Raw genomic sequence first — 13,089 nt, 5'->3', positions numbered from 1 at the left:
TATCCACAAGATGTGCCAATGACCCCGTCGTAACACACGGGGTTTTGGGCTTTTGACAACACCTCGCAATGCCGTTACTCACGTTGACACTGGATGTCGGAACACGTGGGGCAAAACCATGGGACTGGGGATGAGGGGCGCACGGTCGCAAGCACGCAAGTGCTGGCGGGGGGTGCTGAGAGTAGTAGCAGTTTTGACGCTGATTACAGTGTCTTGGGCCATGGTGGTGGCCCCAGCGCATGCGCAAAGCTTTCAATTCAATACGATCGTGATCGACGGAAACGCCCGTGTGGGCGATGCGGCCGTTCTGACGCGGGCTGGAATCGCTCCGGGCCAAACGCTGTCTGCGGGTCAGTTAAACGATGCGCGACGCAACCTCGAAGCCAGCGGACTGTTCGAGTCCGTATCTGTCGTTCCGCAGGGTGGCACGCTGGTGATCACCGTTTCGGAATTTCCGACAATCAATCGACTGACCTTTGAAGGCAACCGACGTGTGGATGACGAGGCGCTGTCTGCTATTGTGCAAAGTCAGGAACGTCAGGTGTTTTCGCCAGCGCAGGCAGAACGGGACGCTGGCGCGATTGCAGAGGCCTACAGCTCTCAAGGTCGCGTCGCGGCGCGCGTCAACCCGCGGATCATTCGGCGGTCGGAAAACCGTGTCGATCTCGTGTTCGAGATTTTCGAAGGCGACGTCGTCGAGGTCGAGCGCATCAGCTTTGTCGGCAACCGGCTGTATTCTGACCGTAGGCTCCGTCGGGTTCTGGACACCAAGCAAGCAGGGATTTTCAGGCTGCTAATCCGGTCAGACACACTGGTCGAGGACCGCATCGAATTCGACAAGCAGGTTCTGACTGACTTTTACAACTCTCGGGGGTATGTCGACTTTCGTGTTGTGAGTACGAATGCCGAACTCACCGAAGAGCGCGATGGTTTTTTCCTGACGTTCAACGTTCAGGAAGGGCAACAATTCTCCTTCGGCGAAGTGAGTGTTGTGAGCGAATTGCCGAACGTAGATGGTGACGCCTACCAGGAGCTTCTGAAGGTTCGGCCAGGCGTTATCTATTCGCCAACACTGGTTGAAGCCGAAATCTCGCGGCTTGAGCGCCAAGCGCAGCGTGAAGGTGTCGATTTTCTGCGGGTTGAGCCACGCGTGACCAGAAACGAGCGGGCATTGACGCTGGATGTCGAATTTGTCCTCAGCCGAGGTCCGCGCGTGTTTGTTGAACGTATCGATATCGAGGGAAACACCACAACTCTTGACCGTGTGATCCGCCGTCAGTTCAAAGTTGCTGAGGGCGATCCCTTCAATCCGCGCGAAATTCGTGACGCGGCAGAGCGTATTCGCGTTCTGAATTTCTTCGCAGTGGCTGATGTAAATGCCCGTGAGGGGTCGAGCCCGGATCAGGTTGTGATCGACGTCGATGTTGAAGAACGACCAACTGGCTCGCTCAACTTTGGCGGTGCATTCTCGCAAGAAGACGGTTTCGGGCTGATTGTCGCCTTCACAGAACGCAACTTTCTTGGCCGAGGCCAAACTCTGGGTTTCAATTTCTCGACTGCGGAAGAGGCGGAGCAATACGGCCTCACCTTTGTCGAGCCATCTTTTCTTGGGCGCGATGTCGCGTTTGGCTTGAACTTGGAGTACAGCGAAACTGATTCAAGTTTTGCAAACTACGATTCCGAGTCGCTTGTCTTCCGACCAAGCCTGACATTCCCAGTCAGTGAGCGTGGGCGGCTGACGCTAAGCTACTCCTATCTGGAAGACGAGATGATTGAGCGCGACCCGACTGCAAACGGTCCAATCGTTCAGCGCGAAATTGACGTGGGTGAACAAGTCGCGTCGGCATTGTCCTACACCTATACCTATGACACGCGAGATCGGGGCTTGAATCCGAACGCCGGAGTCTTGTTCGAGTTTTCCCAGGAATTTGCTGGTTTGGGCGGTGACGCCGAATACATTCGAACGCGTGGCAAAGTCATCGGGCAACGTCTTGCCTTCAACGAAGAGGTGACACTCCGCGCGACGCTAGAAGGTGGTTACCTGTCTTTCAATGGTGGGACCAATCGGACAATTGACCGTTTCATTCTGGGACCGCGTGTTCTTCGTGGTTTCGAACCTGGTGGCATTGGTCCGCGAGACTTGAACGCTGAAGGTTCGGATCCTGATCCATTGGGGGGCAACCTGTTCGTTGCGGCAAGCTTCGAAGCCGAGTTCCCGCTTGGGCTGCCCGAGGAATTGGGAATTCGAGGCGGAGTCTTCTACGACGTTGGTAACCTTTGGGATCTGGACGGCGTTGATCTGTCCGGCGGGAATGTTGTCGGCGAAGGTGGTTCGTTCCGCCACGTGATCGGCTTTTCGGTCTTTTGGGATACAGCCATCGGACCGTTGCGGTTGAACTTCTCCAACGCGCTCAGCAAGGAAGACTTTGATGAGGAACAGTCGTTCGACCTGACAATCTCGACGACGTTCTGATGTGATGGTCAGGCTTGTCCAAGCCGTAGTGATTGCGCTTGTGGCCCTGATTGGGGCCACATTTTCTCAGGCTCAAGACGTCCGCAGCCCGATCCTGACGATAGACAGTGATCGGCTTTACAGCGACAGCGCGTTTGGCCAGCGGGTCGTGCGCGAGATCGAGGCGCAAACGTCAGCCCTTGCTGAAGACAATCGACGTATCGAGGCGGAGCTTGAAGCCGAAGAACAGGCGCTGACAGATCAACGCGCAGACATGGAGCCGGACGCATTCCGAGCCTTGGCAGATGCATTCGATGCGCGGGTCGAGGTGATCCGCCGCGACCGCGAGGCGCGAAGCCGATCTATCGCCGCCCTTCTGGAAGAGAACAGGGACCGTTTTCTGGCATCGGCGGCGCCAGTTCTCGAAAAGATCATGCGCGATGCCGGAGCTGCTGTGATCCTTGAACAGCGCAGCGTATTTGTCAGTGCAAATGCGATCGATATTACCGACCTCGCCATTTCTCGGATGGATGCTGTTCTGGGCGACGGAACCGAACAGCAGTAGGCGCGTGCTTGCGGGGGCCGCTATGGCTTGCTAGGCACGATCACGCAAAAGACCAAATACAAAAGGCCTGGGCATTCCATGACCACAGAATTGAAATCCGCCGATATCGGGATGATCCAACGGATCATTCCTCACCGTTACCCGTTTCTTCTGGTAGACCGGGTCGAAAACATTGACGGGTTCCAGTCCGCAACGGGCATCAAGAATGTCACCATGAACGAGCCGCATTTTCAGGGGCATTTTCCTGGGCATCCCATCATGCCCGGCGTGACGATTGTTGAAGCGATGGCGCAAACGGCGGCCGTTATGGTAGGTGTAGCCCTTGATCTGGCTGACAAGAACCTGCTGGTGTACTTCATGGCCATCGACAAGTGTAAATTCCGCCGCATGGTCGTGCCCGGTGATGTTTTGAAACTCAATCTCACTACAGTCCGTGGTAAACCGGGCGGCAAAGTCTGGAAATTCGCGGGCGTTGCAGAAGTGGATGGTGAAATGGCCTGCGAGGTTGAGTTTACAGCAATGATGGACCTGCCATCGACATGAGCACGCCCGGCATTCACCCCTCAGCCGTGATTGAAGAAGGCGCACAAATCGATCCGAGCGCCGAAGTGGGGCCATTCTGCGTGATTGGCCCCGATGTCGTGATTGGCCCCGACGTGGTTTTGAAAAGCCATGTGGTCGCGACGGGTCACACGGAGGTGGGCGAGGGAACCACGATCTTCCCATTCGCCGTTATCGGCGAAGTGCCACAGGATCTGAAATTCAAAGGCGAAGCCAGCCGTCTTGTCATCGGCAAACGGAACCGCATCCGCGAACATGTCACTATGAACGGCGGAACCGAAGGCGGTGGCGGCGTTACAAAGATCGGAGATGACGGCCTGTTCATGGCGGGGTGCCACATCGCGCATGATGCGCATGTCGGCGACCGGGTGATTGTGGTGAACTCCGCGGCCATCGCCGGCCATTGCATTCTCGAGGACGATGTCATCGTCGGTGGCCTGTCCGGCATCCACCAGTTTGTGCGCATCGGCCGCGGCGCCATCATTGGCGCTGTCACCATGGTGACAAATGACGTCATTCCATACGGCCTCGTCCAGGCGCCCCGCGGTGACCTTGATGGTCTCAATCTCGTTGGACTGAAACGGCGGGGTGTGGCCCGCAGTGACATCACTGCCTTGCGGGCGGCGTTCCAGATGTTGGCCCAAGGCGAAGGCACGTTCCACAATCGAGCCGAGCGGTTGGGCAAGGAAACCGACAGCGCTTACGTCCGGGAAATCGTTGATTTTGTGATGGGCGACAGCGATCGGTCGTTCCTGACACCCCGCTGATGCTGGCGCTGGTCACTGGAACCGGGGCGCTGCCGTCGGTGGTGGCCGCGGGTCAAGCAACGCCGCCTTTGATCTGTGCGCTCGAAGGCCACCAGCCGGATGGGTTGGAGGTGGAACTGTGGTTCCGCCTGGAGACAATTGGAACACTGCTGCACCGACTGGTGGAGCGGGGCGTAACTGCTGTCTGTTTCTGTGGGGCAATCCAAAGACCAGGCTTCAACCCGATGAAACTGGACACACGGACCATGCCGCTTGTCCCGAGCTTGGCCAAGGCCGTCAAGGACGGCGAAGATGCCGCTTTGCGTGCCATCCTCGGGTTGTTTGAAAAGCGTGGAATGGTGGTGCATGGGGCACATGCACTTGCGCCTGACCTTCTGCCGCCGCAAGGCGTTCTGACCCATACGCAAGTACGTGAAGGTACTGACGCGCAGGTTCTTTCCGCGGAACAGGTGTCGGTCGAACAAGGGCGTGCGGACGAAGGGCAGTCCTGTGTTGTGCGGGACGGGCAAGTGATTGCGCGGGAGGATGCGCGCGGGACTGATGCGATGCTCCGAGGTCTTTTGGACAGTCCAGCGACGCCCATGCCCGCTGCAAATGACGATCCGTTTGGCGCGGCAATGGACTTCGTGGGGGACATTCTGGACGATGCAGCCGATTGGCTGTCCGGCCCGGTAGCCGAAGCGCGGGCCAAACCCGCCGGTGGGATCTTTTTCAAAGCACCAAAACCGCAGCAGGATCACCGCATTGATCTGCCAACGATCGGACCCGAAACGGCCCGTGCCGTCATAGATGCGCGGCTGGACGGTATGGTCATCGCGTCTGGTGGGGTCATGGTCCTTGAGCGGGACGAGGTCGTGCGTCTTCTGGACGACGCTGGATTGTTTTTATGGGTGCGTTGAGGGTCTTTGTCCTGGCGGGAGAGCCGTCCGGAGACGCTTTGGGCGGCGCGCTCATGGCTGGCCTTAAAAAAGAAGCGCCCGGTGGTGTGACATTTGACGGTATCGGTGGGCCGTTGATGCAGGCTCAGGGGTTGGTCAGCCGTTTTGATATGTCTGAACTGACCGTCATGGGCATCGCCGAGGTCTTGCCAAAGTACCGCCATCTCAAGCGCCGCATTGCTGAAACGGCGCAGGCTGTGATCGACATGCAGCCTGACGTTTTGATCACCATCGACAGCCCGGACTTTTCATTACGCGTCGCCAAGTTGGTCAAGGCGACTTCTGATATTCGGACTGTTCACTATGTGGCCCCGACGGTGTGGGCATGGCGACCGGGTCGGGCAAAGAAAATGGCGAAAATGATCGACCATGTGCTCGCTCTTTTTCCGTTTGAGCCCCCCTATATGGAAGCCGAAGGGATGGACTGCGATTTCGTGGGCCATCCCGCGGCCACCGTGCTGCGGGCCAGCCCAGAAGAACAGGCGGCCTTTCGGCATCGTCACGAGCTGACAGATGCCAACCCACTGGTGTTGGTGTTGCCGGGGTCACGGCGCGGGGAAATTGCCCGTATGGGGCCAGTCTTTGGCGCGGCTCTCGGGCGCTTGGCTGCATCGCGACCCAATATGAAAATGGTGTTGCCTGCGGCGGAATCTGTTGCGGAACTGGTGCAACATCAGGTGGCAACGTGGCCTGTGAAACCGCTCGTGCTTGATCCAAGAGGACAGGATCCAAAGGCTGCGTTGGCAGAAAAGCGGGTGGCGTTTGCAGCGGCTGACGTCGCCCTTGCGACCTCCGGCACGGTTGCATTGGAATTGGCTGCGGCAGGCACGCCGATGGTCAGCGCGTATGATTTCCATTGGTTGAGCCGTGCCATCATCAGCAGGATGGCCATCACCGATACAGGCAGCCTGATCAACCATGTCGCCGACACACGAGTCGTTCCGGAAGTGGTGGGCAAGGCGTTCAATGTCGAAAATGTGGTCGCAGCGATGGAGCGTTTGTTCGTTCAATCCGAAGAACAACGCGAAGCGATGGAACTCACCATGGATGTTTTGGGCCGCGGCGGGGCTGACCCGGGCGTACGGGCTGCCCGCGCAGTCTTGCAGCGTCTGCGCTGACATTTGTCCCCGCGGGGACAGAATTGACCGTACGGTCAGAGATTAACCTATTTGCACCAGTGCATGCCGCTTTTTACCGGCAGAGAGCTTGATCGGCTCGGAAAGTGTTAATGCGTCGATCATCGTCCCCGCTTCGGTCAGCGGTGCGTCGTTCATCTTGGCCCCACCTTCGGCAATCAGGCGCTTGGCTTCCTTGCCTGATCCGGCGAGGCCGGATTTGACGATCAGTTGCACGATGGAGATGCCGTCACCGACGTCCTCGGCACTCAAGGTAAGGGTGGGCAGGTCATCACCCACGCCGCCCTTTTCAAAGACCTCGCGGGCGGTAGCTGCGGCGGCGGCGGCCGCATCTGCACCGTGCAGAAGGGTGGTGATTTCTGTGGCGAGGGTCGCCTTGCCCTCGTTGATCTCGGACCCCTCCAGCGCGCCCAGACGATCGCATTCGTCCAAAGGCAATTCGGTGTAGAGCTTCAGGAACCGGCCCACATCGGCGTCCGTCGTGTTGCGCCAGAACTGCCAGAATTCGTAGGGCGACAGCATTTCGGCATTCAGCCAGACGGCACCGGATTGGGATTTGCCCATCTTCTTGCCGTCCGAGGTTTCGAGCAGCGGCGAGGTCAGGCCAAACACTTCTTTCTGGATCACCCGGCGGGTCAGGTCGATGCCGTTGACGATGTTGCCCCATTGATCGCTGCCGCCCATTTGCAGGATGCAGCCATAGCGGCGGTTCAGCTCCATGAAGTCATAGGCTTGCAGGATCATGTAGTTGAATTCGAGAAAGCTGAGCGACTGTTCACGGTCGAGCCGGGATTTCACGCTCTCGAACGACAGCATGCGGTTGATCGAAAAATGCCGTCCGATGTCGCGCAGGAAATCGAGGTAGTTCAGATCATCGAGCCATTCGGCGTTGTTCAGCATCATCGCGCCCGCGTCGTAGTCGATGTAGGCCGAGAAGACCTCTTTGATGCCTGCGATGTTGGCGTCGATCTGTTCAGGGCCAAGCAGGGGGCGTTCATCGGCGCGGAAGGATGGATCGCCCACCTTGGTCGTCCCACCACCCATCAGGGTGATCGGCTTGTGCCCCGTCTGCTGGAACCAGCGCAGCATCATGATCTGGATGAGCGAGCCCACATGCAGCGACTTTGCCGTCGCATCAAAGCCGATATAGGCCGTTTGCCCCGGTGTCAGCAGCATCTCGTCCAGCGATTGCATGTCGGTGCAGTCGGCCAGAAAGCCACGGCTTTGCATCACGTGCAGGAAATCGGAACGGGGCGTGTAGGTCATTTGGCTTGTCCTTGGATCGGCGCTGCCGCAGTCTATAAGCGGGGGACGGGCAAAGGAAAAGGCCATGGATAAGGTCAGAGATAAAGGGGCGGTGATCACGGCCCTTGGGGCGATGTCGGGCACGTCTTTGGATGGGGTTGATGCGGCTGTTTTGCGCACGGATGGCGTGACCATTCATGGATTTGGCGCGCATGATTACCGTGGCTACTCCGCGAATGAGCAGAAGACTTTGCGCGCTGCGTTGGGTCAGTGGACGGGGCCGGCGTTGGACCCGGCCAATGACGTGGTGATGGACGCCCATGAGGCGCTTTTGTCGGGCTTTGAGGGCGTGGATCTGGTTGGGTTTCACGGGCAGACCGTGGCTCACGCCCCGCGCATGCAAGGCACGTTGCAGTTGGGCGATGGGGCGGCTTTGGCGCAATCCCTTGGTCTGCCTGTCGTGTGGGATTTCCGGTCTGCGGATGTGGAGTTGGGGGGCGAGGGCGCGCCGCTTGCCCCGTTTTTCCACTTTGCCTGTGCCAAGTGGATCGGGGCTGAGGCCCCGGTTGCGTTTCTGAACCTTGGCGGTGTGGGCAATCTAACATGGGTCGATCCGGCGGCGGAGCGTCCTGAAGATGAGGGGGCGTTGCTGGCGTTTGACACCGGCCCTGCCAACGCGCCGCTGAATGATCTGATGCAGGCCCGGTTGGGTGTGCCCTATGATGACGGGGGGCGCATTGCATCCTCAGGCACGGTCGAGACGGGCGCGCTGGAGTTGTTTCTGGCCGAGCCGTATTTTGCACGGATGCCGCCCAAGTCGCTCGACCGGAACGACTTTGCTGAGATGGTGGGATTGGTCAGTGAGTTGAGTGATGCCGATGCGGCTGCCACCCTGACAGCCATGTGTGCAGCCGGTGTCGCTGAGGCGATGCAGCATTGTCCGCGTGTGCCGTCTCAGGTGTTGGTCACGGGTGGCGGGCGGCGTAATCCGGTGCTGATGCGGATGCTTGAGGTGTCGCTGGATTGCCCTGTGCATGCGGTTGAGCATGTGGGGCTGGATGGCGATATGCTTGAGGCGCAGGCCTTTGCCTATCTCGCGGTGCGTGTGGCGCGCGGGTTGCCGACCTCTTGTCCCGGGACGACCGGGGTTCGGGCCGCTGTGGGTGGGGGGACTGTCAGCTATCCCTAGGGATGTCGAAGCCGTTTGGCGCGAGCGTGAACCCGTCGAACTGAAAACCCGGCGAGACGGTGCAGCTGACCAATGTGTAGTCGCCTGTGGTTCGGGCGGCTTGCCAGTGGCCTTCGGGGACGATGAGTTGCGGTGCACCTTTGCGGAGGTCGGGGGTCAGCAGGTGATCCGTTGCAGGGCCGCTGTCTGTACCGCTGAGCGACAGGATCAGCGGTGCGCCCGAATGGTAGAGCCAGATTTCGGTTGCGTCGACCTTGTGCCAGTGGCTGCTTTCGTCGGCTTTCAGCAGGAAATAGATGCACGTGCCGGTGGGGCGGCCATCGTTTTCGGCCACCCAGGTCTGGCGGTAGTGCCCGCCTTCGGGATGTGGCTGCAGGCGCAGGTGGTCGATGATCTCTTGTGCTGTCATGGCGCGACGGTAGGGTGGCCGCGGCAGGGGGGCAAGAGCATGAAGACCATCATCATCGGCGGCGGGATCATTGGCGCTGCGATTGCCCACCAGGCGCGCGCGCATGGGTCCGAAGTGGTTTCCTTTGACAACGGGCCGGGAGCCACCGCGGCGTCCTTCGGCTGGGTGAATGCAAGTTTTTTTCTGGGTGAGAATCACTTTCGTCTGCGGCAGGCTGGGATCGAGGCGTGGCGGCGGCTTGGCGTGGGCGTGTCGTGGACGGGGGCCTTGTGCTGGGAAGAGCAAGGCGCTGGCCTTGAGGCGCAGGGGGATGCGTTGGAGGGCCTCGGTTATGATGTTGAGGTGGTCGCGGGTGAGGCCTTGCGCCGATTGGAACCGCATGTCGTGACGCCCGAGCGCGCGTTGCGCTTTGCGGTGGAGGGGGTGGCGGAGCCGATGGCGACTGCGCATCGGTTGCTGTGTGACGTCACGCGCATCAGCGGCGTACGGGTTGAGGCGATCACCCATCGCGGTGGCGCCGTCACGGGCGTGCAGACCGCACAGGGGCACATGGCGGCAGATCGTGTTGTCGTGGCGGCGGGCAACGGCAGTCCTGTGCTGCTGGAGCAGCTTGGTGTGGCTCTGCCAATGCTACGCCGTCCGGGTGTTATGGTGCGCACCCACGCCGTACCGCCGGTGATGTCACATGTGCTGGTCACGCCCGGTGGCGAGGTGAGGCAGGATGCGGACGGGCACATCTGGACGCCGACGGCTGCCAACCATCAGGCGGATGACAGCACGGAGGTGACGCGGGGCCTGGATGACCTGGCGAACGATGCGACGGCACGGTTGCAGGCGCTGGTGCCGGGGCATGACATTGCTTGGGACCATGCCATGCTGGCGGATCGGCCTGTGCCGGAGGATGGATTGCCGGTGATGGGCGCGGCTGGGCCGACCGGGTGCTATGCGGCGGTCATGCACTCTGGCGTGACGTTGGCGGCCATTGCGGGTGAGTTGATGGCGGCGGTGATCTGTGACACTGCGTTGACCAATGAACAGGCGGCTTTGATGGCCCCTTATGCGCCGGATCGCTTTCAGAGCGGGTGATCGAAGAAGCGCAGGAAGGGCGCGAAAGCCGGGTCGGGGTCGTAATACGGGGCACAGGGTTCGAAACCGAGCCGTTCGTAGAGCGCGATGGCTTCGGGCAGGCGGATGATGGTGTCGAGCACCATGCGGGTGTAGCCATCGGCTCGTGCGCGCTGCATGGCGTCTTGCATCAGCGCGCGACCTGCGCCGGTCCCGCGAGCTGCGGTGTCGACATAGACGCGCTTGATCTCGGTCGTGCCGGGTTCAGCCAACGGGTAGTACATCGCGCAGCCGACGACTGTGTCGTTCAGCGTCGCAACCAGAATATCGCCCTTTGGCCGTGCGTGGATACGGGGCAGGTCGGCGATGAGGGCGGCGTAACTGTCCTTGGCATAGTACGCGTCAACCACCGGAGGCAGGCCATCTGACCGTTCAACCAGCAGATCGCGATACGCCCAGCACAGGCGCGCGACATCGTCCATGTCAGCGGGCGTGGCCGGGCGGATCGTGAGAGGCATCGGCTGAATGCTCTTGTAGATTCGATTACTTGAGGATTGAACGCCCCGCAAATTCGGCGCTGGTGCCCAACATTTCCTCGATGCGGATCAGTTGGTTGTATTTCGCGAGCCGGTCTGAGCGGGCGAGCGAGCCGGTCTTGATCTGGCCGCAGTTGGTGGCGACGGCGAGGTCGGCGATGGTGGCGTCCTCCGTCTCGCCCGAGCGGTGCGACATGACATTGGTGTAGCGGGCGCGGTGGGCCATATCGACCGCTTGAAGTGTTTCAGTCAAGCTTCCGATTTGATTGACTTTTACCAGCATCGAGTTGGCGCAGCCGCGCTCGATCCCCTCGGCCAGGCGCACGGGGTTGGTGACGAACAGGTCGTCGCCGACAAGTTGCACCTTGTCACCGATGGCGTCGGTCAGGGCCTTCCAGCCATCCCAATCGTCTTCGCCCATGCCGTCTTCGATCGAGATGATGGGGTAGTCGTTGACGAGCGCTTCGAGATAGGCGGCGTTTTCTTCCGACGACAGCGTTTTTCCTTCTCCTGAAAGGACATACTTGCCGTCCTTGAAGTATTCTGTGGCGGCGCAGTCGAGGGCGAGGTGGATGTCTTCGCCGGGTTTGTAGCCCGCTTTTTCGACAGATTTCAGGATGAAATCCAGCGCGTCGCGGGTGGAGGAGATGTTGGGGGCAAAGCCGCCCTCATCCCCGATACCTGTGCTGAGGCCCGCGTCAGACAGTTCTTTCTTCAGCGTGTGGAACACTTCGGAGCCCATGCGGACGGCTTCGCGGATGTTGTCCGCGGCCACCGGCATGATCATGAATTCCTGAATGTCGATTGGATTGTCCGCGTGTTCGCCGCCATTGATGATGTTCATCATCGGGACGGGCAGGATGCGGGCAGATGTGCCGCCGATGTATCGGTACAGCGGTTGTTGCGTCCAATCGGCGGCGGCTTTGGCTGTGGCCAGCGACACGCCAAGGATCGCGTTTGCGCCCAGACGGCCCTTGTTGTCGGTGCCGTCCAGTTCGATCATGGCCTGATCCAGTTCGACCTGTTCGGTGGCGTCGATGCCCACCAGCGCTTCCGCAATCTCTCCGTTCACGGCGGCGACAGCGTCCAGCACACCCTTGCCCTTGTAACGCGCTTTGTCGCCGTCGCGCTTTTCTACAGCCTCGTAAGCACCGGTGGATGCGCCCGATGGCACGGCAGCGCGGCCCATGGTGCCGTCTTCGAGGGTCACGTCGACCTCAACCGTGGGGTTGCCCCGGCTGTCGAGGATTTCGCGGGCGTGGATGTCGATGATGGTGCTCATGGGGAGGCTCCTTTGACGTCAAGTTACGCTGCGTCTAGCGCGATGTTGGCGCTAACAACAAGAGTCTTTACGCCGCAGCGGGCGTTTTCCTGATCTGTTCGCGCCATAGAGTGTAAAGCCCGGAGGCGATGATTATGGTAGCCCCCAGCAGCGTCAGCGCATCGGGCCGTTCGTTGAAGACCAGCGCGCCAAGGATCAGGGCAAAGACCATGCGCGAATAGCGGAACGGTGTGACGAAGCTGATTTCACCCACGCGCATGGCAACCGTGATCATGAAATATGCAAGGCTGCCGATGGCGACCGATGCAATCAGCAGGCCAAGCTGGGGCTGGGTGGGGCTCACGATGCTGTCATTGCCGACGTAGAGCAGGAATACAGCCGCCGGGATCGCGACGACAAAGGCCAGAAAGCTGAGTTGGACCGAGCTGACATGTGTCGGGACCCGTCGCGTCGCAAGGTCGCGGGCGGCGAGGCCCAGCACACCCATGACCGCAAAGAGCAGTTTCCAGTCGAAGGCTGCCGTGCCGGGTTTGATGATCAGCATCACGCCAAAGAACCCAACGAAGATCGCGACCCAGCGGCGCCACCCCACATCTTCGCCCAGGAAAACAGCGGCGCCGAGTGTGACCAGCAACGGGGCGGCTTGCAGGATGGCAGAGGCGGTCGACAGCGGGATCAGCGCAAGGGCCGTGACAAAGCCGATCATCCCGACAACTTCGGCCAGGTTGCGGATCAGGATGGCGGGTGACAGGAACGCGCGGTCCCACAAGGGTTGGCCCTGGACGCGGGCAAGGCCGGCGAAGACCAGCGTGCCACCGATCCCGAGAAACCCGACGATTTGCCCGATGGGGATTGCCCCGGCGAGGAATTTGATCACCGCGTCTTCGACGGCGAAGCCAAGCATCGCCAGCACCATGATGGCCGCGCCGCGCAGATTGTCCATG

13 protein-coding genes are annotated in these 13,089 nt (G+C 60.2%); 8 read left to right on the top strand and 5 right to left on the bottom strand.

From position 1 onward, the window contains the following. Positions 1-220 precede the first annotated feature (220 nt). The 6 genes from bamA (at position 221) to lpxB (ending at position 6,401) form a co-directional block, all read left to right on the top strand. A complete protein-coding gene (bamA, locus tag Q1A32_RS11820) occupies positions 221-2,473 on the top strand; it encodes an outer membrane protein assembly factor BamA (protein WP_366141238.1) in 2,253 nt (750 codons plus the stop codon). Between the two features lie 4 nt (positions 2,474-2,477). Continuing rightward, entirely contained in the window at positions 2,478-3,017 is a 540-nt protein-coding gene (locus Q1A32_RS11815) for an OmpH family outer membrane protein (protein ID WP_299653281.1), read from the top strand. Between the two features lie 78 nt (positions 3,018-3,095). Continuing rightward, positions 3,096-3,560, top strand: a complete 465-nt coding sequence (gene fabZ / locus Q1A32_RS11810; protein ID WP_299653277.1) for a 3-hydroxyacyl-ACP dehydratase FabZ — start codon at positions 3,096-3,098, stop codon at positions 3,558-3,560. After that, on the top strand, positions 3,557-4,345 hold the full coding sequence (lpxA, locus tag Q1A32_RS11805; protein WP_299614424.1) for an acyl-ACP--UDP-N-acetylglucosamine O-acyltransferase: 789 nt from the start codon (positions 3,557-3,559) through the stop codon (positions 4,343-4,345). Before fabZ ends, lpxA begins: the two co-directional genes overlap by 4 nt. Next, positions 4,345-5,244, top strand: coding sequence for an LpxI family protein (locus Q1A32_RS11800; RefSeq protein ID WP_299653274.1), 900 nt, complete (start codon positions 4,345-4,347; stop codon positions 5,242-5,244). Before lpxA ends, Q1A32_RS11800 begins: the two co-directional genes overlap by 1 nt. Beyond that, the gene (gene lpxB / locus Q1A32_RS11795) at positions 5,232-6,401 is read left to right on the top strand and encodes a lipid-A-disaccharide synthase (protein WP_299653271.1); all 1,170 of its coding nucleotides are present in this window, start codon (positions 5,232-5,234) and stop codon (positions 6,399-6,401) included. Before Q1A32_RS11800 ends, lpxB begins: the two co-directional genes overlap by 13 nt. Positions 6,402-6,443: 42 nt before the next feature. On the opposite strand, the gene tyrS is transcribed toward lpxB, so the two are convergent. Further along, a complete protein-coding gene (gene tyrS / locus Q1A32_RS11790) occupies positions 6,444-7,685 on the bottom strand; it encodes a tyrosine--tRNA ligase (protein ID WP_299653268.1) in 1,242 nt (413 codons plus the stop codon). Positions 7,686-7,749: 64 nt separating this feature from the next. On the opposite strand from tyrS, the gene Q1A32_RS11785 reads away from it, so the two are divergent. Beyond that, positions 7,750-8,853, top strand: a complete 1,104-nt coding sequence (locus Q1A32_RS11785; protein ID WP_299653265.1) for an anhydro-N-acetylmuramic acid kinase — start codon at positions 7,750-7,752, stop codon at positions 8,851-8,853. On the opposite strand, the gene Q1A32_RS11780 is transcribed toward Q1A32_RS11785, so the two are convergent. Then, positions 8,840-9,262, bottom strand: a complete 423-nt coding sequence (locus Q1A32_RS11780; RefSeq protein ID WP_299653262.1) for a cupin domain-containing protein — start codon at positions 9,260-9,262, stop codon at positions 8,840-8,842. The two genes, Q1A32_RS11785 and Q1A32_RS11780, sit on opposite strands and share 14 nt — an antisense overlap. Positions 9,263-9,301: 39 nt before the next feature. Between Q1A32_RS11780 and Q1A32_RS11775 the strand changes: the two genes are divergently transcribed. Then, positions 9,302-10,348, top strand: a complete 1,047-nt coding sequence (locus Q1A32_RS11775; RefSeq protein ID WP_299653259.1) for an FAD-binding oxidoreductase — start codon at positions 9,302-9,304, stop codon at positions 10,346-10,348. Here Q1A32_RS11775 and Q1A32_RS11770 read toward each other — a convergent pair. The 3 genes from Q1A32_RS11770 to Q1A32_RS11760 all read right to left on the bottom strand — a co-directional run bounded on the left by Q1A32_RS11770 (position 10,336) and on the right by Q1A32_RS11760 (position 13,088). After that, positions 10,336-10,845 carry a GNAT family N-acetyltransferase gene (locus tag Q1A32_RS11770; protein ID WP_299653256.1) on the bottom strand — a complete coding sequence of 170 codons (510 nt, stop codon included), beginning with the start codon at positions 10,843-10,845 and terminating at the stop codon, positions 10,336-10,338. The two genes, Q1A32_RS11775 and Q1A32_RS11770, sit on opposite strands and share 13 nt — an antisense overlap. Before the next feature lie 25 nt (positions 10,846-10,870). Then, positions 10,871-12,145 carry a phosphopyruvate hydratase gene (gene eno, locus Q1A32_RS11765; protein ID WP_299653253.1) on the bottom strand — a complete coding sequence of 425 codons (1,275 nt, stop codon included), beginning with the start codon at positions 12,143-12,145 and terminating at the stop codon, positions 10,871-10,873. 67 nt (positions 12,146-12,212) lie between these two features. Then, on the bottom strand, positions 12,213-13,088 hold the full coding sequence (locus Q1A32_RS11760) for a DMT family transporter (protein WP_299653250.1): 876 nt from the start codon (positions 13,086-13,088) through the stop codon (positions 12,213-12,215). Position 13,089: the final 1 nt, after the last annotated feature.

The sequence above is a fragment of the uncultured Tateyamaria sp. genome, from assembly GCF_947503415.1.
Taxonomy (GTDB): domain Bacteria; phylum Pseudomonadota; class Alphaproteobacteria; order Rhodobacterales; family Rhodobacteraceae; genus Tateyamaria.
Note: the sequence above shows the minus strand (reverse complement) of the source record. Positions and strands in the feature narration are given on the sequence as shown.